The organism is Hydrogenophaga pseudoflava NBRC 102511 (assembly GCF_001592285.1).
GTDB lineage: Bacteria > Pseudomonadota > Gammaproteobacteria > Burkholderiales > Burkholderiaceae_C > Hydrogenophaga > Hydrogenophaga pseudoflava.
Window position 1 is genome coordinate 1 of record NZ_BCWQ01000014.1, and the last position, 20,087, is coordinate 20,087.

Genomic DNA, 20,087 nt, shown 5'->3' on the forward strand with positions numbered 1-20,087 from the left:
GTGGTCGGTCTCGGCCCTGCCGGCGGGCAAGGCCTGGCAAGGCCCCGCGACCTTCCTGCTGGCGCTGGTGCTCAGCGCCTTGGCCGGCACCATGGGTCTGACCCTGCCCTATCTGGAACAGGGCGTCGCGCTGTCGGTGGTGCTGTTCGGGCTGATGCTGGCCATCGCCACCCGGCCCCTGCCGCCGGCCCTGGGCCTGGGGCTGATCGCCATGGCGTCCGCGCTGCACGGCCTCGCCCACGGCTCGGAAACCCCCGCCACCGGCTTCGCCGGCTACGCCGCCGGCTTCCTGCTGACCACCGCCGCCCTGCACATCGGCGGCGTGGGTGTGGGCCTGGCCATCCGGCGCCTGCTCAGCGAACGCCGGGGCATGGCCCTGGGGGGGCTGGGCGCTGCGCTCGGCGGCGCTGGCCTGTACCTGTTTGCCCAACTCTGAGCACCGCGCCATGACCCCCGGCGAATACCTGATCGACGAGGGCGAACACGCCCTCAACCCCGGCCGCGCCACGCTGACCCTGGTGGTGCAGAACACCGCCAACCGCCCGGTGCAGGTCGGTTCGCACTACCACTTTGCCGAGACCAACGCGGCCCTGTCCTTCGACCGCGCCGCCGCGCAAGGCAAGCGCCTGAACATCGCCAGCGGCACCGCGGTGCGCTTCGAGCCCGGCCAGCAGCGCACGGTGGAGCTGGTGGACTTCGCGGGCGAGCGCGTGGTCTTCGGCTTCCGGGGTCTGACCCAGGGCCCCCTGGCCTGAGCCTCAGTGCGAAATGGTGGTGTTCGTCACCACCGGCTGGCCGGGTGCGGCCAGCACAAAGAAGCCCGGCAGCCCGGCGGTGCCGAAACGTGTGGCCGGGTTGCGCACGAACACCGAGTTGGACAGCGTCATGAGGCCGCTGCGGTCGTTGCTCACATAGAACACCGCGCTGCCGCCCTCGACACCATAGTTGTCGCTGACCATGCTGCCGTAGACCGACAGCGTGAAGCTGTTGCCGTCGTTGTAGATGGCACCGCCGCTGCCGCCGCCGGGGGTGCCTGCCCGGGCCGGGTTGGCGCCGTTGCCCACCGCCGAGTTGTGCGTGAGCAGGCTGTTGTAGACGCTGTAGGACACGCCGATGCTGCTGAGCGCCCCGCCGTTGGAGCAGCTGTTGCCCAGACCCAGCCCACCGCCGAAGGTGCTGCCCACCACATACACCGGCCGGTTCTGGTAGATGCTGAGCACCCGCACGGCGCCGCCGCCCATGTCGGGGCCGGTGGTCTCGCAGCGGTTGCGGGTGAAGACACTGTTGACGATCTTGAACTGCCCGCCGCGCACGAAGATCGCGCCACCGCCCCCCCCATCGGTGAGCTGGCCGGTGGAGTTGCCCTGCGTGAAGCCGATGTTCTGCACCGTCAGGCGGGGCGTCTCCTGGTTGTTGCAGTGCGAGGTGGTCCAGACCTGGGCCGGGTCGCAGGTGTTCTGGTAGAGGATGCGCACGCGGTCACCGCCGCTGAGCGTCACCAGACCGCCGCCGTCGAGCGTGACGTCGGGCCGGTTGTTGAAGACCTTGGCCGTGCTCGGCAGGGTGATGGTGACCGGGTTCGGCCCGCAGTTGAACCGGATCTTGCCGCCCAGGGCCACCGCATCCACCACCGCCTGCCCGGTGCAGCTGGCGGGGGTGCCACTGCCGATCAACCGATCGGGCTGGCTGGTGTCCACCGCCGCGCCGTCCGGGGGCACGGGCACCGGGTTGCCGTGGTAGCCCACGCCCGCAGGGGGCTGGGGATCGGCCTCCCCCAGCACGTAGTAGGCAACGCCTTCGTACCGGTATTGCGGCAGGGTGGCGATCACCTGTCCGGCCTCTGCCGAGCTGGTCGTGAAGAAGTGGAAACCGCGGTTGGCAACGTAGAAGCGGTAGAGCGGCCGGAAGCCTGTGCCCGCCGCCGTGCGGGCGTGGTAGGCCACGCCCTCATAGGTGAACTGGGGCAGGGTGGCGATGATGTGGTCGCGCTCCGACTGGCTGATGGTGTAGAAGTGCACACCGGTCTGGCCATTGAAGAACCGGTACACCGGGCTCAGGGCGGCGTCTGAGGTGCCGCTGGCCTGAAAGGCCAGGCCTTCGTAGGCCAGCACGGGCACGGTGGCGATCACCCGGTCCCGCTCGGTGGCACTGGCCGTGTAGAAGTGGGCACCGCTGTTGCGGTTGTAGAAGCGGTACACGTTCACCGGCGTCACCGCCTTGGCGACGATGTTCGTCGCCGGGCTTCCACTTTCTCCTGCAGCCACGTCCGTTTGCTGCACCTCGGCCGCGTTCAACTCCGCGGACTTCAGCCAGGGATCGGTCCTCGGGTCGTCCACCGCATCGGCGCGACTGGACGATGCAGACGACACCACACCGCCCCCGTCTGCGTCCTGGCCACCTCCGCAGCCGCCCAGGCCCACCGCCAGAAGCACCGCCACGCACCATCCACAGGTCTTCGGCCACCTGGCCGCCATCCGCTCACCGTTTCTCAACGCCATCTTGTATCCACTTGGTCAACCGACACCACCGAGTGCAACCTGAGCACCCACCGCACTGGCACGGTTCATGCTGAAGATGGCCCACTCCAAACCGCAAACATTGAAACATCAACCGCCGGCACGGTTTGCTTGAAAAAGATACGGTTGTGAACTTCGGTTACCGCCACCGGTATTCCCGTTCAAGCCCGCGCCCGGACAGCCTTCAGGTAACCGCATGGCCAGCATTCCCAAACGCGCCTATGCCGACATGTTCGGCCCCACCGTCGGCGACCGCGTGCGCCTGGCCGACACCGGTCTGGTCATCGAGGTCGAGAAGGACTTCACCCTGGCCGCGGGTGGCTACGGGGAAGAAGTGAAATTCGGCGGCGGCAAGACCATCCGCGACGGCATGGCGCAGTCGCAGCGCACGCGCGCCGAGGGCGCGGTGGACACGGTGCTGACCAACGCCCTCATCGTCGACCACTGGGGCATCGTCAAGGCCGACATCGGCCTCAAGGACGGCCGCATCGTGGCCATCGGCAAGGCCGGCAACCCCGACACGCAACCCGGCGTGGACATCGTCATCGGTGCCGGCACCGAGATCATTTCCTGCGAAGGCAACATCGTCACCGCTGGCGGCATCGACAGCCACATCCACTTCATCTGCCCGCAGCAGGTGGACGAGGCCCTGGCCTCGGGCATCACCACCATGCTCGGCGGCGGCACCGGCCCGGCCACCGGCACCTTTGCCACCACCTGCACGCCCGGCCCCTGGCACATCGAACGCATGCTGCAGGCCGCCGACGGTCTGCCCATGAACATCGGCTTCCTGGGCAAGGGCAACGCCAGCCAGCCCGCGCCGCTGCGCGAGCAGATCGAGGCCGGCGTGATCGGTCTCAAGCTGCACGAGGACTGGGGCACCACGCCGAGTGCCATCAGCAACTGCCTGGACGTGGCCGAGGAAACCGACACCCAGGTCGCCATCCACTCCGACACGCTCAACGAGTCCGGCTTCGTGGAAGACACCATCGCCGCGACCAAGGGCCGCACGCTGTGTGCCTTCCACACCGAAGGCGCCGGCGGCGGCCACGCACCCGACATCATCCGCGTGGTGGGCGAGGCCAACTTCCTGCCCTCCTCCACCAACCCGACCATGCCCTACACCGTCAACACGCTCGACGAACACGTCGACATGCTGATGGTCTGCCACCACCTGGACGCGTCGATTCCGGAAGACCTGGCCTTCGCCGAAAGCCGCATCCGCCGCGAGACGATTGCGGCCGAAGACATCCTGCACGACATGGGCGCCATCAGCATCATGAGCAGCGACAGCCAGGCCATGGGTCGCGTGGGCGAGGTGGTGATCCGCACCTGGCAGACGGCGGACAAGATGAAAGCGCAGCGCGGCTCGCTGCCCGAGGACAGCTCGCGCAACGACAACTTCCGCGTCAAACGCTACATCGCCAAGTACACGATCAACCCGGCCATCGCACACGGCATGTCGCACATCGTGGGTTCGCTCGAAGTCGGCAAATGGGCCGACCTGGTGATCTGGAAACCGGCCTTCTTCGGCGTCAAGCCGGCCCTGGTCCTCAAGGGTGGCAGCATTGCGCTGGCCGCCATGGGCGACCCCAACGCCTCCATCCCGACCCCGCAACCGGTGCACTACCGGCCGCAGTTCGGCGCTTTCGGCAGCGCGCTCGCCAAAGGCAGCCTGAGCTTTGTCTCGCAGGCCGCGCAGGCCGCCGGGGTGGCGCAGCGCTACGGTCTGGCCAAGACCACCGTGGCGGTGCAGGGCTGCCGTGGCGTGACCAAGGCGAGCATGGTGCACAACAGCTACCTGCCGGTGATGGAGATCGACCCGCAGCGCTACACCGTGCGCGCCGACGGCGTGCTGCTGACCTGCGAGCCCGCCAGCAAACTTCCGATGGCGCAGCGATACTTCCTGTTTTGATAGCAAAACAGGGAAGTTCCATGCTCCAAGTCTCCAAACTCGTCCCACAGGGCAAGGGCCTGGCGCCGGTGCTGTTGCGCCGCGCCGCCACCGTCACGCTCGACTGGGATGTCCGCCAGAAAAGCCGCTTCGACGCCGAGTCCTCGGACGGCCGCCGCGTCGGCGTGTTCCTGCCGCGCGGCACCGTGGTGCGTGGCGGTGACGTGCTGATCACGCAGGACGGTTCGCTGCTGCGCGTGATCGCCGCGCCGCAGCCGGTGCTCAAGATCACCGCCTGCACCGACCACCACCACGGTCACGACCACGACCCCGCCTTCGATCTCATGCGCGCGGCCTACCACCTGGGCAACCGGCACGTGCCGATCGAGCTGCGGCCAGACCACCTGAAGATTGAGCCCGACCACGTGCTGGCCGACATGCTGCGCGCCATGCACCTGAACGTGGCCGAGGTGCGCGAGCCCTTCGAACCCGAGGGCGGTGCTTACGCCGCGGGCCATGGACACGGCCATCACCACGGTGGTGACCACGGCCACAGCCATGGCCACGATCACCATGGGCACGACCATGGTCACGGTCACCACCCCGCGCATGCCCACGACCACGGCTGACGCCCCGGCCAGCGTGGCGGCGGGCCTGCTGCACACGCTCTGGCTCGCCTCGCCGGCCCTGCCGGTCGGCGGCTTCTCGTATTCCGAAGGGCTGGAGGCGGCGGTGGACGCCGGGCTCGTGCACGACGAGGCCAGCGCCGCCGGCTGGCTCACCGACCAGCTGCAGCTCTCGCTCGCGCGCAGCGACCTGGCGGTGGTGGCGCAGGCCATTCCCGCCTGGCAGGCCGATGACCTGGCCCGCATCCGTGCTCTCAATGAATGGGTGCTCAGCACCCGCGAGACCCAGGAGTTCCGCCTGCAGACCGAACAGATGGGGCGCTCGCTGCAGGCCTGGGCGCAGTCGCTCGGTGCGCTCGGCGGCGATGTGCTGCAGCGCCTGCAGGCCGCCGACCTGCAACCACCCACCTACCCGGTCGCCATGGCCTGCGCCGCCGCGGCCTCGGGCGCCGCCCTGGCCGACAGCCTGGCCGGCTTCGCCTTCGGCTGGGCCGAGAACATGGTGCAGGCCGCGATCAAGTCGGTGCCGCTGGGCCAGAGTGCGGGCCAGCGCATGCTGGCGCGACTGGTGGCGGACATACCCGCCGCCGTGGCCCACGCGATGTCGATGGGAGACGACGACCGGCAGGCCTTCACGCCCCTGCTCGCCATCCTGAGCGCCCGCCACGAAACCCAGTACTCACGGCTTTTCCGTTCCTGAAGACGCACACGATGACCGCCCTGCACCACATCCCCCACCGCACCAAGACCCTGCCCCCGCTGCGCGTGGGCATCGGCGGCCCCGTCGGCTCCGGCAAGACCACGCTGCTCGAAATGCTGTGCAAGACCATGCGCGAGCGCTACGACCTGGTCGCCATCACCAACGACATCTACACCAAGGAAGACCAGCGCCTGCTGACCGTCAGCGGCGCGCTGCCGGCCGAACGCATCATGGGCGTGGAGACCGGCGGCTGCCCGCACACCGCCATCCGCGAGGACTGTTCGATCAACCTCGAAGCCATCGACCGCATGCTCGGCGAGTTCCCGGACGCCGACATCGTGTTCGTGGAGTCCGGCGGCGACAACCTGGCCGCCACCTTCAGCCCCGAACTGAGCGACCTGACCATCTACGTGATCGACGTGGCCGCGGGCGAGAAGATCCCGCGCAAGGGCGGCCCCGGCATCACCAAGAGCGACCTGTTCGTCATCAACAAGACCGACCTGGCCCCGCACGTCGGTGCCGACCTGGAGGTGATGAAGCAGGACACCGCGCGCATGCGGCCGGACACGGCGCGCAAGCCCTGGGTGATGACCAACCTCAAGACCCTGGACGGCGTGCAGGATGTGGTGCGCTTCATCGAACAGCGCGGCATGCTGGCCCCGGCCGGCACCACGGACTGAGCACGCCGGCGGCTACAATGCCGCCCACTCCGGAGACGTGGGAGAGTGGTTTAATCCAGCGGTCTTGAAAACCGCCGACCCGCAAGGGTCCGTGAGTTCGAATCTCACCGTCTCCGCCAGGACATCAAGTAAAACGGGCCCTCGCGGCCCGTTTCTGTTTTCTACCCTCCGTGCGCTTCGCGCTGGCGTCAGCGCAGCGGCCCGCCGCCCTGGATTCAGGTTTTTCTTAAGAAAATCAAGGATCTCTTAAGTTCGCGTGCGTATAGTGCCGCCTCTGCGGAGCATGCCGTCGCCGCCACCGGCGCGGCGGGCATCGGCCCCGACACCAGACGAATCGGGGGAGATCCATGGCCACCACCGCACCAGCGACCACACACCGTTTGCCCGCCGTGCGGGACCTGCTGCGTTCGAACGGCCTGTGGCTCTGGCTGATCGTTGCCGCGGGCAGCACCCTGCGCCTGCAGCAGTTCATCTTCAACCGCTCCTTCTGGCACGACGAAACCCTGCTGGCCACGGCCTTTGTGGACCACGGCTTCGCGCAGCTGGTCTTTGAACCGCTGGCCAACAACCAGGCGGCCCCGGTGGGGTATCTGGTGCTGGTGAAGCTGGTCACCGTCCTCCTGGGCACAAACGAATGGACGCTGCGCCTGGTGTCCCTGCTCTGTGGCCTGGCGACACTGCCGCTGGCGCTGGCCGTGGCCCGACTGAGCTTCTCTTCCTCCGTGGCCCGCGCCACCCTGGTGGGGCTGGTGGCGGTTTCGCCGGTGCTGGTGTACTACAGCACCGAGTTCAAGCAGTACCAGGGCGACGTGCTCAGCACCCTGCTCATCCTGTGGCTGACGCTGCGCTTCAGGCCCGACCGTTGCCGCGAGGATGCGTTCTGGCTCGCGCTGGCCGGCGCGATCGGCATCTGGTGTTCGCACGCCATCGACTTCGTGCTCGCCGGCAGCGGGCTCGCGCTCTGGCTGGAGATGGCGCGGCGCCGGGATCGCAGGGCTTGGCTCGCGGTGAACGCCGTCGGCCTGGTCTGGCTGGCCAGCTTCGTGGCCGACTACCTGGTGGCCCTGCGGTCGGTGCCGCACAACGCCTACCTCGCCGGCTTCTGGGCCACCAGCTTCGCCCCCATTCCCCCCACCACACTGGCCGACCTCCACTGGTTCCGGGAAGCAGCCCTGGGCCTGGTGTACCTGGGCTTCCTGCAGATGGGCACGGCGTTCCGCGAGGTGCTGCCCGGCTGGTTCAGCGGCCCGGTGCACGCGCTGCTGGCCCTCACCGTGCTCGGCAGCGTGGCACTGGCGTTCCAGCGGGTACGGGCCGCCGCCATGGGGGCCATCACGCTGATGACGGTGCTGGGAGCCTCCGCGCTCCACCAGTACCCGTTCCGCGCCCGCCTGATTCTTTTTCTGGTGCCGTTCGTGTTCCTCGCTCTGGCGGCCCTGGTGCAGCAGCTGCACGAGCTGCCCCTTCGGCGGGCAGCCCCCTGGCTGGCGGCGGGCCTGGCCGCTGGCGTCTTGTGGATGCCCCTGCGTCTGAGCCTGCACGTCGTCCGGCACCCCCACAACTACCAGGACATCCGGGGCGCCTTGCAGTACATCGCCGACCACCGCCAGCCCGGTGACCACGCCATGCTCGGCAGCTGGACCTATCCCGCCTACAGCTTCTACGCCCCCCGGACGGGGCTGGCCGACATGCCCCGGTTCGTCTACCAGCCCACCATCAACGAGATCCACAACATCCGTTCCACGGTGCGGCGCATCTGCCAGGACCCCGCCTCGGGCCGGACCTGGGTGCTGGCCACCAACCAGATCGTGGCCAACAACCTGGCGTTCCTGGACGCGCTCCGCAGTGTGTCCCCGCCGCTGCAAACCTACCCGCTGGAGGGTGGTGCCCTGTTCCTGCACGACTTCCGGCCCACCGGGTACTGCCAGCGCTACCGCTCAACTTTGCCACCGGCGGGCCGATAGCAAGTCTGACGAGGCCTTCGGGGGTTGCCTTTCCCGAAGCTTCGGACCTGCCATGAACGCCCCCCCTGCCGCCGCCAACAACCCGCTGCTGATCCTGCTGGACTTCGTGGCGAGTCCGCTGCTGCTGTTCGGCGCCGACGGTCACGTGGTGTTCACCAACCAGGCCGCCAAGGCCATGCGCTGCAGGCCGGCGCTGCTGCTGGGCAGCGACCCGCACGTCAAGGCACTGGTGCGCGACGTGGCGGCCGGCCGCACGCTGCCCAGCTTGGAGCTGCGCGTGGAGGCCCTGTCGGACGACGGCATCGCGCGGCTGGTCTGCCGCAGCGCCCCCCGCCCCGTGGCCGGACTGGTGCCGGTGTCGGTGGCGGTGGCCGAGGTGGATGCGCTCGACCCCTCTCCCGGCGCGGCGGCGGAGGCCGACCCTCGCCTGTCACTGCAGCAGATCATGGAGCTGCTCAAGGCCGAGCTGCTGCCCCCCATCCAGCAGGTCACGGGCCTGCTCGAACCCTCATCGAACCCGGTGCTGGCGCAGTCGGTACGCGACCTGCAGGAGCGGCTCAAACGCATGGCAGACCTGGTCAACGTGTTCGGAGAGGACGTGCTCATCGGTGAAGACCGGATGCTGCTGCCCGAGCTGGTGCGCGGCGTCGCGCAGGAACTCGCGCCGCTGACCGACCAGCAGGACGTGTCCTTCGTGATCGAGGGCGACCGCGACGACCTGCCGCCGGTCTACGGGAGCCGGCGTCTGATGCGCCGGGCGCTGTACGAGTGCCTGCACAACGCGGTGACCCAGGCCCGCCAGGGGGTTCAGAGCAGGGAGCCGGTGGCCATCGGCATCGGCTTCCGGCCGTCCGGGCACCACCTGCTGATGGACATTCACCACCTGGGCGTGCTCTCGGCCGCCACGCTGTCGCGACACGCCGCGGCCATCTTCCGCCCCGTGGCCGACTCAAAGGGCGAAGGAGGCAGCGACACCGACGCCCTGCTCATCGGCCTGCCCCTGACCCAGCGCATCCTGCAGCTGCACGGCGGCCGGCTCCGCTTCGAGCAGGACACCGTCGAGGGGCTGCACGTGATGCTGGAACTGCCCACCGGCGCCCCCCTGCGCAACACGCACCACCTCGACATGCTGCAGGCCCAGATCTACGCCGAAGACCTGTCGAAACTGATGGCCCGCACCCGCCGAAGGAGCCTCGCATGACCGCCCGCATCCTCATCGTCGACGACCAGCCCGACATCCGCAAACTGATCCGGCTCACGCTGCAGCACCTGGACGACGCCGAGATCCACGAGGCCGACAACGGCGGCGACGGCTGGCGCCTGGCGCAGGACATCCGGCCCGACCTCATGCTGCTGGACGTGATGATGCCCGGCGAGCTCGACGGCTACCAGGTCTGCGCCAAGGTCAAGGGCCATCCGGTGCTGGCGGGCCAGACCAAGGTGATCCTGCTGACCGCGCGCGCCCAGGTGGAGGACCAGGAACAGGGCCGCAAGGCCGGCAGCGATGCCTACCTGACCAAGGCGTTCAGCCCGCTCAAGCTGCTCGACCTGGTGGACAACATGCTGGGCCGCACGGTCTGATTTCGACAACGGTCGTCGGACGTCCGATGAAAGCGGTGCCCAGACTGTTCGGCCACTGGATGGCCCTGCGCTCGCTGCGCTCGCAGCTGATGACCATCGCCATCGTCCTGTGCCTGGCCGCCATGGCCGTCACCGTGCCGCTGTCGCTCTCCAGCGTCCGCCAGCAGACCGAACAGGAAAGCATCCAGTGGGCACAGGCACTGGCCAGGATGGCGGCGCACGCCGCCAGCGTGCCGCTGGCGGACAACGACTTCGGCGCCCTGAACAATGCCTTGCAGGAGGTCGTGGCCCTGCCCGGCGTGCAGGCGGTCCGGGTGGTCCGTCCCGGCGGGTACGAGGCCATGCGGGTGGAGCAGCGCGCGAGCGGCAGCATCGTGTCGGTGCGTCCCCGGAGCGGTCAGGCCCTGCCGGCACCCACACGAGGACACGATCTGTCCGGCGAGCACCTGCACGCGGTGGCCAGCCTGCTGACCTCGAACCGCGGCGGCGAGGGCAAGGCGGTGAACTATCCGCAACTCGCCCGCGAAGGCTGGGTCGAGGTGGAGTTCAGCTTCGCGGCCCGGATGGCCGCCGCGCGCAAGAGCTGGGTGATCGCGTCGACCGGCGTCCTGATCCTGGTGCTGCTGGCGCTGGTCGGCTTCGCCATGTTCCTGCGGCGCACGATCCAGCCCATCCGCGCACTGGCGGCCTACGCCAGCACCATGGCCGAATCGCCCGGCAACACCCTGAAGCTGCGCTGGGGCAGCCGGGAGGTGCGCGAACTCGGTCGCGCGCTGAACTGGTCCTCGCAGGAGCTGGCCCGCCGGATGGCCGAAACCCGCCAGCGCCTCTCCCGCATGAAGGCGGTGCTGGACACCGCCGCCGACGCCATCGTCAGTGTCGGGCCCGACGGGCAGATCGTCGGCGCGAACCCGGCCGCCGAACGCATGTTCGGATCGGACGAGAAGGAACTGATCGGGCGCCCTCTGGCCGGCGTGCTGCCGGGCATGGACGCCGGCCGGCTGCGCCAGACCATGGCCGACGGCATGCTCATCCACAGCACACAGAGCCGCATCGGGCGGGTCGAGATGGAGGCGCTTCGCCACGGCGGCACCCCGTTTCCGGTGGAGGTGCTGCTGGGCGAGATCTCGGGTGACCCGGAGATCCGCTACACCTGCATCGTGCGCGACCTCACCGACATGAAGCTGGCCGAGGAGTACCTGACGCTGTACGGACGTGTGCTCGACTGCACCCCCAACGGCATCTCGGTCAGCGATGCACGCCGCTACCCGCAGCCCATCGTCCACGTCAACCCGGCCTTCACCCGCATCACCGGCTACACGGCCCGCGAGATCCTCGGACGCGATGCCAGCCTGCTGGCAGGACCCCTGACCGATCCGGACGATATGGCACTGCTCACAAAAACGGTGCAGAACGGTGCCGAGGTCAAGGTCACGCTGCGCAACTACCGCAAGGACGGCAGCGTGTTCCACAACAAGCTGTCGGTGTCTCCCGTGCGCGACGGCAAGGGAGAGATCACGCACTACATCAACGTGATCGAGGACGTCACCGCCCAGGTCGAGGTCAAGCAGCGGCTGATCGAGCGCACCGCGCGGCTGAACGCCACCTTCGACCTCAGTCCCGACGGTTTCGCGGTGTTCGATGCCGGGGGCGAGCTCATCACCAGCAACCCCGCCCTGCGCGCCATGGTGGGCGCAATGCCTCCGTGGATGCCGCTGTCCAGCTTCGACGAATGGATGCGGCAGCTGTGCGAAGAGCCCGAGCGCTATGGCCCAGTGGCCAGCGATGCGGGCAATGGCTCACGGCACACGATGGTGCTGGCGCGCCCGTCCCACAAGGTGCTGGAGCGCGAGGTCCGGCGCCACCTCGGTGGCAGCGGCGAAACCTTCGTGTACTTCCGGGACGTGACCCACCAGTTCGAGGTCGACCGCATGAAGAGCGAGTTCCTCGCCACGGCGGCGCACGAGCTGCGCACACCGCTGGCCAGCATCCTGGGGTTCACCGAGCTGATGATCCACCGCAGGTACAGCGAAGAAAGACAGAAGGACCTGCTGCAGACCGTGCACCGGCAGGGCACGCTGCTGAACAACCTGATCCAGGAGCTGCTGGATCTCTCGCGCATCGAGGCACGCCAGGGCAAGGACTTCCAAATCGTCTCGACGCCGCTGGCCGCCATCGTGGACGCCGCGCTGGACGGCATCGCCCACCAGGAGCTGGGCCGGCAGATCACGGTGGACCCGCTCCCGGAGGTGCAGGTGATGGCCGATGCCAGCAAGATCGAACAGGCACTGACGAACCTGCTGAGCAATGCGTTCAAGTACTCGCCCGCCGGTGGCGAGGTGTCGCTGAAGGTCCAGCTGAGCGGGCGCGAGGGCGAAGAAGCCGTGGAGATTGAGGTGCGCGACCAGGGCATCGGCATGACCCCCGCGCAACTGGCCCGTGCCTTCGAGCGCTTCTACCGCGCCGACACGTCCGGCAACATCCCGGGCACCGGACTGGGACTGAACCTGGTCAAGGAAATCGTCGAGATCCATGGCGGAACCATTGAGCTGGCCAGCGAGCCGGGCGCGGGCACCACGGCCCGCATGAGACTCCGGCGCGCGCCCTCGGCCGTGCCGGCCGACGAACCAGCGACCGCCTGAGTCAGCCGGGCAGGAACAGCGACTGCAGGTCGCTCAGGAAATCGAAACCGCGTGTGGTGGGCGCCACCCACACACCGTCCTGCGCCAGCCAGCCCTTGGCCAGCCCTTCGCGCAGCGCGCCATCAATGGCGGACAGCGGCAGGCCGGTGCGGGCGCTGAAGTCCGTCAGGCTGAAGCCCTCGCGCAGTCGCAGCGCGTTGAGCATGTACTCGAACGGCAGGTCGCGCCGCGCGACTTCCTCCACGCCCACCACCGCATCGCCCGCCATGGCCTTGTCCATGTACAGGCGCGGCTCGCGCGCCCGCACCTGCCGCACCACCCGGTGCGCAAAACTCAGCTTGCTGTGGGCACCCGCGCCGATGCCCAGGTAGTCGCCGAACTGCCAGTAGTTCTGGTTGTGCCGGCAGCGGTGGCCGCGCCGCGCATAGGCCGACACCTCGTAGCGATCCAGTCCCTCCGCGGTCGTCAGCTCGGTGATGCGGTCGAGCATCGCGTAGGCGTCGTCGTCCTCGGGCACCACCGGCGGGAATTTGGCGAACACCGTGTTGGGCTCGATGGTCAGGTGGTAGATCGAGATGTGCGGCGGGTTGAAGCCGAGCGCGGTGCGGATGTCGGTCTCGCACTGCGACAGGGTCTGGCCGGGCAGCGCGTACATGATGTCCAGGTTGAAGGTCTCGAACGCGCCCGCCGCCTCATCCACCGCAGCCAGCGCCTGGGCCCGGTCGTGCACACGGCCCAGGGCCTTCAGATGCGCGTCGTGGAAGCTCTGCACACCGATCGACAGGCGCGTCACGCCCGCCTGGCGGAAGGCCTTGAAGCGGTCTTTCTCGAAGGTGCCCGGGTTGGCTTCGAGCGTGATCTCGGCATCGGCGTCCAGCCGCGTCAGCGCCCGCACGTCGCCCAGCAGGCGGTCGATCGCCTCGGGCGAGAACAGGCTGGGCGTGCCACCACCGATGAACACGCTGTGGATGGGACGCCCCCAGATCAGCGGCAGCGCCGCCTGCAGGTCGGCCCGCAGCGCATCCAGGTACGGCTGCTCGGGCAGCGCCTGGCCCGGTGCCGAGGTCGCGCTCCATTCGTGCGAGTTGAAGTCGCAGTACGGGCACTTCTTCAGGCACCAGGGCAGGTGGATGTAGAGCGAGAGCGGCGGCAGCCCCTGCAGTTGCAGCGTGCCGGGGCGCATCCAGTGGCGGATGTCGCTCCAGTGCGGAGTCTCGTTCATGGCTGGGCGAACCAGCGCTCGCGCATGAGGGAGAGCATCTGCTGCGCTGCCTTGCCGCGGTGGCTGTTGGCGTTCTTCACTTCGGCGGGCAGCTGGGCAAAGGTCTTGCCGAACGGGGGCAGCAGCAGCACGGGATCGAAACCAAAGCCCTGGTCGCCGATGGGCTCCTGCGTGATCAGTCCCGCCGCACGGCCCGTGGCCACCAGCGGCTCCGGATCGTCGGCGCTGCGCAGCGCCACCAGCGTGCTCACCAGCGCCGCGCGGCGGTCGGTGATGCCCCGCATCTGCTCCAGCAGAGCCCGCACGTTGTTGTCGTCGCCTTTCTCGTAACCGAACTGCGTGGCGTAGAAGGCCGTGTCCACGCCCGGTAGACCGCCAAAGGCCTCGACGCACAGGCCCGCGTCGTCGGCCAGTGCGGGCAGGCCGCTCACCTGCGACGCGTGGCGCGCCTTGGCCAGCGCGTTCTCGATGAAGGTCTTGTGCGGCTCGGGCGCCTCGGGAATGCCCAGATCGGCCTGGCGCACCAGTTCCACGCCCAGCGGCGCGAACAGGGCCTGCAGCTCGGCCAACTTGCCCTGGTTGTTGGAGGCGAGGACCAGTTTCATTCGCCGAGCGACTTCTTCTGCGCCACGATCAGCTCGCCGATGCCCTTGTCGGCCAGCGCCAGCAGCGCGTCCATTTCCCTGCGGGTGAAGGCTGCGCCCTCGGCCGTGCCCTGCACCTCCACGTAGTGGCCGGCACCGGTCATCACCACGTTCATGTCGGTGTCGCAGGCCGAGTCTTCGACGTACTCCAGGTCCAGCAGCGGCTGGCCGTCCAGGATGCCGACCGAAATCGCAGCCACGTGGTCCTTGATCGGGGAAGCACCCAGCTTGCCTTCGGCAATCAGCTTGTTGACCGCATCCTGGGCCGCGACGAACGCACCGGTGATGCTCGCGGTGCGCGTGCCGCCGTCGGCCTGCAGCACGTCGCAGTCCAGCGAGATCGTGCGCTCGCCCAGGGCCTTGAGGTCGAACACCGCGCGCAGCGAGCGACCGATCAGGCGCTGGATCTCCTGCGTGCGCCCGCTCTGCTTGCCCTTGGCGGCCTCACGGCTGCTGCGGGTGTGGGTGGCGCGCGGCAGCATGCCGTATTCGGCCGTCACCCAGCCTTCGCCACTGCCCTTCTTGTGCGGCGGCACCTTTTCCTCCACCGAAGCAGTGCACAGCACCTTAGTGTGGCCGAACTCGATCAGCACCGACCCTTCGGCGTGCATGGTGTAACCACGGGTGATGCGCACCGGGCGCAACGAATCGTTGGCCCGCTGACCGGGCCGGCTGGAAATGCTCATGGGAAACCTCAGGAATTGCGTTCGGCGGTGCGCCGGATCGCTTCATTGATCTCGGCGATCGAACGCTCGATCGCCTCGTCGTCCATGTCCTCGATCGTGGGATCGGGCACACCGGACTGGATGGTGGATGCAAAGACACCCTCTTCGATCTCTTCGGTGGAAATGCGCGTGGTCTGGTACTCGTCCGGGGTTTCCCACTCCATCGCCAGCACCGTCACGTTGTCACATCGCGGGCCGCCGCGCTTGAGCGCCATCTCGACCAGCTCGGGCACCGCCTGCTCCAGCGGCTGCGACGCCATCTCGGCAGCAATCTCGAAGTCCTTGACCGTGCCCCAGAGCCCGTCGGAGCACAGCAGCACGCGGTCGCCCTGCTGCAGCTGCACCGGACCGGAGAGGTCGAACACCGGCTTGGCCGGCGACCCCAGACAGGTGAACAGGATGTTGCGGTTGATGTGCGAGGTGGCCCGCCCCAGATGCGCCTGCTGCTCCATGTAGGAGTGGTCGCGCGTACGTGTGAGCAACTCGCCGTTGCGGATCAGGTAGAGACGCGAGTCGCCGCAGTGCACCCAGTGCATGGAACCACGCTCCATCACCGCTGCCACCAGCGTCGTGCGGGGCGTGTCCAGCATGCCCTTCTCGGCGGCGTAGCGGATGATCTGGTGGTGGGCCGCCATCAGCGCACTGGAGAGGAACTCCGGCACTTCCTTGACCGTCGGGTTGGCGGCCTTCTGGAAGTAGGCAGACAGCGTCTGCAGAGCCAGCTGGGCGGCCATGGCGCCTTCAGGATGCCCACCCATGCCGTCGGCCAGCACGAACAGGCCGGACTCACGCGTGTAGGCGTAGCCCATCCGGTCTTCGTTGCGCTCCCGACCGCCCTGACGGCTGATCTGGTAGACCGAGAACTTCATTTGAACTTGGTTCCGCCAGCGGTGGTCTTGCGGGTCGACTTCTTGTTGTCCGAGACAATGTTGTCGAACTGCAGGCGCATCTTCTCTGCCACCGTCAGCTTGGTGTAGCTGCGTTCGGTCTCACGGCTGAGCTCCTTCTGCAGGGCGAACACCGATTGCGGGCGGGACAGCGGATCGAGCGACATGCACCATTCGACCACCTCGATCAGGTTGTCGGAGTACACACCGCGCAGACGGGACAACGCCAGCGACAGGCGGTCTTTCTCCAGCCGCTGCGGCGCGTCGTTGGGCGGATAGCCCTGCATGCTGGCATAGATGCAGGCGCCAATGGCGTAGATGTCGGTCCACGGCCCCATGCTCGAATCGCGGCGGTACATCTCGGGCGCGGCAAAGCCGGGCGTGTACATCGGGCGGATGAAGTTGCCTTCCTTGCTCAGCACCTCGCGCGCGGCGCCGAAATCGATCAGCACCGCCCGGTTGTCGTCGGTGATGAAGATGTTGGCCGGCTTGATGTCCAGGTGCAGCATCTTGTGCTGGTGCACGATCCGCAGGCCGCGCAGCACCTCGTCGTAGAGCGAACGGATGGTGGACTCGCGGAACACCTTCTGCTTTTTCAGCTCGCGTGCGGTGATGATGAACTCCTGCAGGGACGAGCCCTCCAGGTAGTTCATGACCATGTACACGGTCTCGTTCTCGCGGAAGAAATTCAGCACGCTCACCACCGACTGGTGGGAGATCTGGGCCAGCGCACGGCCTTCCTCGAAGAAGCTCTTGAGGCCCAGGCGGTACAGCGACAGCTTTTCGGGCTGGACCTGCGGCAACAGTTCGCCCGGAGCCCGGGAGGCCAGCGACGACGGCAGGTATTCCTTGACGGCCACCTGCTGACCTTCGGTGTCGACAGCCAGGTAAACGACGCCAAAACCGCCCGCAGCCAGCTTGCGAACGATCCGGTAACCACCGATCACCGTGTCCGGTGGCAAGGAAGCTGGTTTGACCTTTGACATAATTCGGGAGGAGTCCGGAACGCCTCGTTGTGGACCATTCAACCGGATCGGACCCAGTCTCATGGCAGTTTACAGCATGACCGGCTATGCCACGGCCCAGTACAACGGGCCTGCGGACGAGACCGGCCGGGAGGCCATGCCCGTGCTGGGCATGGAGATTCGATCGGTCAACAGCCGCTTCCTGGACCTGGCCTTCAAGATGTCCGACGAGCTGCGCGGCACTGAGCCCGCACTGCGGGAACTGCTCGGCGCGCGCCTCAAACGCGGCAAGGTCGAGGTCCGCGCCTGGATCGAAGGTCGCACGGAAAGCGGGCTGCGCACCCCCTCACCCGCCGAGCTGCAGCGTCTGGTCGGTCTGCAGGACAGCATCGTCGCCTGGCACCCCAAAGCCACCCTGCTGTCGGTCGCCGAACTCATCCAGCTGACCTCCCGCCAGCAGGCACTGCCCAGCGGTCTGCACGACCACCTGCTCACCCTCGCCCAGACCGTGCTGGACAGCTTTGTGGGTGCGCGCGAACGCGAAGGCAAACGGCTGGCCGACATGCTGCTGGACCGCCTGAAGCAATTGCGCCAGCTCGCCCGCGAAGCCCAACCGCTGATCCCTGAACTGGTGGCCCAGCAGCGCCAGCGCTTCATCGACCGCTGGAACGAGGCGCTCGGTGCGGGCAACGCGGCCGGCACGCCAAACCTGTCCACCGACGCCGTGCAGGAGCGCGCCCTGGCCGAGGCCACCGCCTTCGCCATCCGAATCGACGTCGCCGAAGAACTGACCCGGCTGGACTCCCACCTGGTGGAGATCGAGCGGCTCATCAAGAAGGGCGGCGATGTGGGCAAGCGGCTGGATTTCCTGATCCAGGAACTGCACCGCGAAGCCAACACCCTCGGCTCCAAGTCCTCCAGCCTCGAACTCACCCGCATTTCGGTGGACATGAAGGTGCTGATCGAACAAATGCGTGAACAGGTCCAGAACCTGGAATGAACTGATGCAATACCCGGGAAACCTGTTTGTCGTTGCGGCCCCCAGCGGGGCCGGCAAATCCAGCCTGGTCAAGGCCCTGATGGAGCTGGACCAGCGCGTCTCGCCGTCCATTTCGCACACCACCCGGGCGCCGCGTGGCCAGGAGGTGCATGGTCGCGAGTACTACTTCGTCAGCCGAGAAACCTTCGACCAGATGGTGGCGCAGGATGCGTTCCTGGAATGGGCGCACGTGCATGGCAATCGCTACGGCACTTCCAAACATGCGATCGAGCAGCGCATGGCCCAGGGAGCCGACGTGGTGCTGGAGATCGACTTCCAGGGGGCCATCCAGGTCAAGCGCATCTTTCCGAACGCCGTGCTCATCTTCATCCTGCCGCCCAGCTGGGAAGAGCTGCGCTCGCGCCTGGAGCGGCGCGCCGAGGACAGCGCCGACGTGATCGAGGTGCGCCTCAAGAATGCCGCCCAGGAGATGGCGCACGCCAAGGAATTCGATTTCGTTATAATCAACGAGTTGTTTGAGCGCGCCTTGTTCGACCTCAAGGCCATCGTCCACGCGCAGCGCCTGCGATTTACCGCCCAGCGCATCGCCCGCAGCGACACCTTCCAGGCGCTCAACATCTCCTGATACCCCCGCTTTCCTACCGAGGCCCGCACATGGCACGCATCACCGTCGAAGACTGTCTGGAAAAGATCCCCAACCGCTTTCAGCTGGTGCTGGCGGCCACCTACCGTGCCCGCATGCTCAGCCAGGGTCATGCACCGAAAATCGAAAGCAAGAACAAGCCTGGCGTGACCGCCCTGCGCGAGATCGCCGAAGGCAAGGTTGGCCTGGAGATGCTCAAGAAAGTGCCGACCTGATCAATCAAGATCGGATCTGCCCCAAAGAAAAAGCCCGCTGATCAGCGGGCTTTTTCTTTGGCCTGGAGGGTCGCCCGATCAGGCCGCTCCAATGTTGGGAACCAGCGCACCCGCGTCCTGACCGGCCTTGTGCGCAGCCGTGAAGGCCAGCATGCGGTCGATGGGCAGGCGCGCGCGCGGGATCAGCGCCGGGTCGACGTGAATCTGGTTCTCACCCGTCTCCAGCACGCGGGCCACGCCCGCCAGGCCGTTCATGGCCATCCAGGGGCAGTGTGCGCAGCTCTTGCAGGTGGCGCTGTTGCCAGCCGTGGGCGCCTCGATGAAAACCTTGCCCGGGTTTTGCTGGCGCAGCATGTGCATCATGCCGTTGTCGGTGGCCACGATGAATTCCGGTGCGTCCATCTCGTGCGCCGCCTTCAGGATGCCGGAGGTCGAGCCCACCGCATCGGCCAGCTTCACCACCTCGGCCGGGCTTTCCGGGTGCACCAGCACCTTGGCCTTGGGATGTTCCATCTTGAGCGCCTCCAGCTCGAAGGCCTTGAACTCATCGTGCACGATGCAGGAACCTGTCCACATCAGCATGTCAGCGCCGGTTTCGCGCTGGATGTAGCCGCCCAGGTGTTTGTCGGGCGCCCACAGGATCTTGTGGCCCTTGTCCTTGAGTGCGCGAACGATGTCCAGCGCGCAGCTGGAGGTGACCAGCCAGTCCGAGCGCGCCTTCACAGCGGCGCTGGTGTTGGCGTAGACCACCACCGTCCGGTCCGGATGCTGGTCGCAAAAGGCGCTGAACTCGTCGATCGGGCAGCCCAGATCGAGCGAGCAGTTGGCGTCCAGATCCGGCATCAGCACGGTCTTTTCGGGCGAGAGGATCTTGGCTGTCTCGCCCATGAAACGAACCCCCGACACGACCAGCGTCTGCGCCGCGTGGTCGCGGCCGAAACGCGCCATCTCCAGCGAGTCGCTGACGATCCCCCCGGTTTCGACGGCCAGATCCTGCAGGTCCGGGTGCACGTAGTAGTGCGAGACCATGACCGCATTGCGCTCCTTGAGCAGTCGGCGGATGCGCTCCTTGAGTTCGGTGCGCTGGCTGGCCGTGGGCTCGGCTGGCACCCGAGCCCAGGCGTGTTTCGTCGGACAGGCCGGCTGTTCGTACTCGACGTCGATGATGGCGTTGGCGGTCATG

Annotated in this window: 20 protein-coding genes and 1 tRNA gene; 14 read left to right on the forward strand and 7 right to left on the reverse strand. The window is 67.5% G+C overall.

Annotated elements, in window-relative coordinates; translation table 11 throughout:
* The coding region (locus HPS01S_RS16575) for a HupE/UreJ family protein (protein ID WP_174545263.1) at positions 1 to 436 on the forward strand (436 nt) is incomplete at its 5' end.
* A 10-nt stretch (positions 437 to 446) separates the two neighbouring features.
* On the forward strand, positions 447 to 755 hold the full coding sequence (locus HPS01S_RS16580) for an urease subunit beta (RefSeq protein ID WP_066158493.1): 309 nt from the start codon (positions 447 to 449) through the stop codon (positions 753 to 755).
* A 3-nt stretch (positions 756 to 758) separates the two neighbouring features.
* Here the strand turns inward: HPS01S_RS16580 and HPS01S_RS21625 are convergent, their stop codons facing one another.
* Positions 759 to 2,438, reverse strand: a complete 1,680-nt coding sequence (locus HPS01S_RS21625; RefSeq protein WP_157576403.1) for a hypothetical protein — start codon at positions 2,436 to 2,438, stop codon at positions 759 to 761.
* Positions 2,439 to 2,712: 274 nt separating this feature from the next.
* On the opposite strand from HPS01S_RS21625, the gene ureC reads away from it, so the two are divergent.
* The 9 genes from ureC to HPS01S_RS16630 all read left to right on the forward strand — a co-directional run bounded on the left by ureC (position 2,713) and on the right by HPS01S_RS16630 (position 12,603).
* A complete protein-coding gene (gene ureC / locus HPS01S_RS16590) occupies positions 2,713 to 4,431 on the forward strand; it encodes an urease subunit alpha (RefSeq protein ID WP_066158495.1) in 1,719 nt (572 codons plus the stop codon).
* Positions 4,432 to 4,451: 20 nt separating this feature from the next.
* Complete coding sequence (gene ureE, locus HPS01S_RS16595; protein WP_066158498.1) at positions 4,452 to 5,039, forward strand: urease accessory protein UreE; 588 nt, start codon at positions 4,452 to 4,454, stop codon at positions 5,037 to 5,039.
* Positions 4,996 to 5,736 (forward strand): urease accessory protein UreF, encoded by a 741-nt coding sequence (locus tag HPS01S_RS16600; RefSeq protein ID WP_373270129.1) that lies wholly within the window; start codon positions 4,996 to 4,998, stop codon positions 5,734 to 5,736. The genes ureE and HPS01S_RS16600 overlap by 44 nt, the downstream gene beginning before the upstream one ends.
* 11 nt (positions 5,737 to 5,747) lie before the next feature.
* Positions 5,748 to 6,416, forward strand: coding sequence for an urease accessory protein UreG (gene ureG, locus HPS01S_RS16605; protein WP_066158501.1), 669 nt, complete (start codon positions 5,748 to 5,750; stop codon positions 6,414 to 6,416).
* 31 nt (positions 6,417 to 6,447) lie between these two features.
* Positions 6,448 to 6,535: transfer RNA gene (locus HPS01S_RS16610), tRNA-Ser, on the forward strand.
* A 228-nt stretch (positions 6,536 to 6,763) separates the two neighbouring features.
* On the forward strand, positions 6,764 to 8,380 hold the full coding sequence (locus HPS01S_RS16615) for a glycosyltransferase family 39 protein (protein ID WP_066158502.1): 1,617 nt from the start codon (positions 6,764 to 6,766) through the stop codon (positions 8,378 to 8,380).
* Positions 8,381 to 8,432: 52 nt separating this feature from the next.
* A complete protein-coding gene (locus HPS01S_RS16620) occupies positions 8,433 to 9,581 on the forward strand; it encodes a sensor histidine kinase (protein ID WP_066158505.1) in 1,149 nt (382 codons plus the stop codon).
* On the forward strand, positions 9,578 to 9,961 hold the full coding sequence (locus HPS01S_RS16625; protein WP_066158507.1) for a response regulator transcription factor: 384 nt from the start codon (positions 9,578 to 9,580) through the stop codon (positions 9,959 to 9,961). The genes HPS01S_RS16620 and HPS01S_RS16625 overlap by 4 nt, the downstream gene beginning before the upstream one ends.
* Positions 9,962 to 9,996: 35 nt before the next feature.
* Positions 9,997 to 12,603, forward strand: a complete 2,607-nt coding sequence (locus tag HPS01S_RS16630; protein ID WP_169803951.1) for a sensor histidine kinase — start codon at positions 9,997 to 9,999, stop codon at positions 12,601 to 12,603.
* A gap of 1 nt (position 12,604) precedes the next feature.
* Here HPS01S_RS16630 and hemW read toward each other — a convergent pair whose 3' ends face one another.
* The 5 genes from hemW to HPS01S_RS16655 are packed head-to-tail and all read right to left on the reverse strand — an operon-like array spanning position 12,605 to position 17,067.
* Positions 12,605 to 13,825: a radical SAM family heme chaperone HemW gene (hemW, locus tag HPS01S_RS16635; protein ID WP_066158511.1), complete on the reverse strand. Its 1,221-nt coding sequence runs from the start codon at positions 13,823 to 13,825 to the stop codon at positions 12,605 to 12,607.
* Entirely contained in the window at positions 13,822 to 14,430 is a 609-nt protein-coding gene (gene rdgB, locus HPS01S_RS16640; RefSeq protein ID WP_066158513.1) for an RdgB/HAM1 family non-canonical purine NTP pyrophosphatase, read from the reverse strand. The genes hemW and rdgB overlap by 4 nt, the downstream gene beginning before the upstream one ends.
* Entirely contained in the window at positions 14,427 to 15,155 is a 729-nt protein-coding gene (rph, locus tag HPS01S_RS16645) for a ribonuclease PH (protein ID WP_066158515.1), read from the reverse strand. Before rph ends, rdgB begins: the two co-directional genes overlap by 4 nt.
* A gap of 8 nt (positions 15,156 to 15,163) precedes the next feature.
* Complete coding sequence (locus HPS01S_RS16650) at positions 15,164 to 16,063, reverse strand: PP2C family protein-serine/threonine phosphatase (protein WP_066158516.1); 900 nt, start codon at positions 16,061 to 16,063, stop codon at positions 15,164 to 15,166.
* Positions 16,060 to 17,067, reverse strand: coding sequence for a serine/threonine protein kinase (locus HPS01S_RS16655; RefSeq protein ID WP_066158518.1), 1,008 nt, complete (start codon positions 17,065 to 17,067; stop codon positions 16,060 to 16,062). The genes HPS01S_RS16650 and HPS01S_RS16655 overlap by 4 nt, the downstream gene beginning before the upstream one ends.
* 61 nt (positions 17,068 to 17,128) lie before the next feature.
* On the opposite strand from HPS01S_RS16655, the gene HPS01S_RS16660 reads away from it, so the two are divergent.
* From HPS01S_RS16660 to rpoZ, 3 genes are read left to right on the forward strand one after another with little or no spacing between them, the layout of a single operon-like run.
* The gene (locus HPS01S_RS16660; protein ID WP_066158520.1) at positions 17,129 to 18,046 is read left to right on the forward strand and encodes a YicC/YloC family endoribonuclease; all 918 of its coding nucleotides are present in this window, start codon (positions 17,129 to 17,131) and stop codon (positions 18,044 to 18,046) included.
* Between the two features lie 4 nt (positions 18,047 to 18,050).
* A complete protein-coding gene (gmk, locus tag HPS01S_RS16665; RefSeq protein WP_066158521.1) occupies positions 18,051 to 18,671 on the forward strand; it encodes a guanylate kinase in 621 nt (206 codons plus the stop codon).
* A gap of 29 nt (positions 18,672 to 18,700) precedes the next feature.
* On the forward strand, positions 18,701 to 18,904 hold the full coding sequence (gene rpoZ / locus HPS01S_RS16670; RefSeq protein ID WP_066158523.1) for a DNA-directed RNA polymerase subunit omega: 204 nt from the start codon (positions 18,701 to 18,703) through the stop codon (positions 18,902 to 18,904).
* Positions 18,905 to 18,982: 78 nt separating this feature from the next.
* Here rpoZ and nadA read toward each other — a convergent pair whose 3' ends face one another.
* Positions 18,983 to 20,086, reverse strand: a complete 1,104-nt coding sequence (nadA, locus tag HPS01S_RS16675; protein ID WP_066158858.1) for a quinolinate synthase NadA — start codon at positions 20,084 to 20,086, stop codon at positions 18,983 to 18,985.
* Position 20,087 lies beyond the last annotated feature (1 nt).

What these genes read in the sequence shown, in the direction of transcription:
- HPS01S_RS16580 (WP_066158493.1), top strand. Translation starts at nt 447, where the DNA reads ATGACCCCCGGCGAATACCTGATCGACGAGGGCGAACACGCCCTCAAC.
- ureC (WP_066158495.1), top strand. Translation starts at nt 2,713, where the DNA reads ATGGCCAGCATTCCCAAACGCGCCTATGCCGACATGTTCGGCCCCACC.
- ureE (WP_066158498.1), top strand. Translation starts at nt 4,452, where the DNA reads ATGCTCCAAGTCTCCAAACTCGTCCCACAGGGCAAGGGCCTGGCGCCG.
- HPS01S_RS16600 (WP_373270129.1), top strand. Translation starts at nt 4,996, where the DNA reads ATGGTCACGGTCACCACCCCGCGCATGCCCACGACCACGGCTGACGCC.
- ureG (WP_066158501.1), top strand. Translation starts at nt 5,748, where the DNA reads ATGACCGCCCTGCACCACATCCCCCACCGCACCAAGACCCTGCCCCCG.
- HPS01S_RS16615 (WP_066158502.1), top strand. Translation starts at nt 6,764, where the DNA reads ATGGCCACCACCGCACCAGCGACCACACACCGTTTGCCCGCCGTGCGG.
- HPS01S_RS16620 (WP_066158505.1), top strand. Translation starts at nt 8,433, where the DNA reads ATGAACGCCCCCCCTGCCGCCGCCAACAACCCGCTGCTGATCCTGCTG.
- HPS01S_RS16625 (WP_066158507.1), top strand. Translation starts at nt 9,578, where the DNA reads ATGACCGCCCGCATCCTCATCGTCGACGACCAGCCCGACATCCGCAAA.
- hemW (WP_066158511.1), bottom strand. Translation starts at nt 13,825, where the DNA reads ATGAACGAGACTCCGCACTGGAGCGACATCCGCCACTGGATGCGCCCC.
- rdgB (WP_066158513.1), bottom strand. Translation starts at nt 14,430, where the DNA reads ATGAAACTGGTCCTCGCCTCCAACAACCAGGGCAAGTTGGCCGAGCTG.
- rph (WP_066158515.1), bottom strand. Translation starts at nt 15,155, where the DNA reads ATGAGCATTTCCAGCCGGCCCGGTCAGCGGGCCAACGATTCGTTGCGC.
- HPS01S_RS16650 (WP_066158516.1), bottom strand. Translation starts at nt 16,063, where the DNA reads ATGAAGTTCTCGGTCTACCAGATCAGCCGTCAGGGCGGTCGGGAGCGC.
- HPS01S_RS16655 (WP_066158518.1), bottom strand. Translation starts at nt 17,067, where the DNA reads ATGTCAAAGGTCAAACCAGCTTCCTTGCCACCGGACACGGTGATCGGT.
- HPS01S_RS16660 (WP_066158520.1), top strand. Translation starts at nt 17,129, where the DNA reads ATGGCAGTTTACAGCATGACCGGCTATGCCACGGCCCAGTACAACGGG.
- gmk (WP_066158521.1), top strand. Translation starts at nt 18,051, where the DNA reads ATGCAATACCCGGGAAACCTGTTTGTCGTTGCGGCCCCCAGCGGGGCC.
- rpoZ (WP_066158523.1), top strand. Translation starts at nt 18,701, where the DNA reads ATGGCACGCATCACCGTCGAAGACTGTCTGGAAAAGATCCCCAACCGC.
- nadA (WP_066158858.1), bottom strand. Translation starts at nt 20,086, where the DNA reads ATGACCGCCAACGCCATCATCGACGTCGAGTACGAACAGCCGGCCTGT.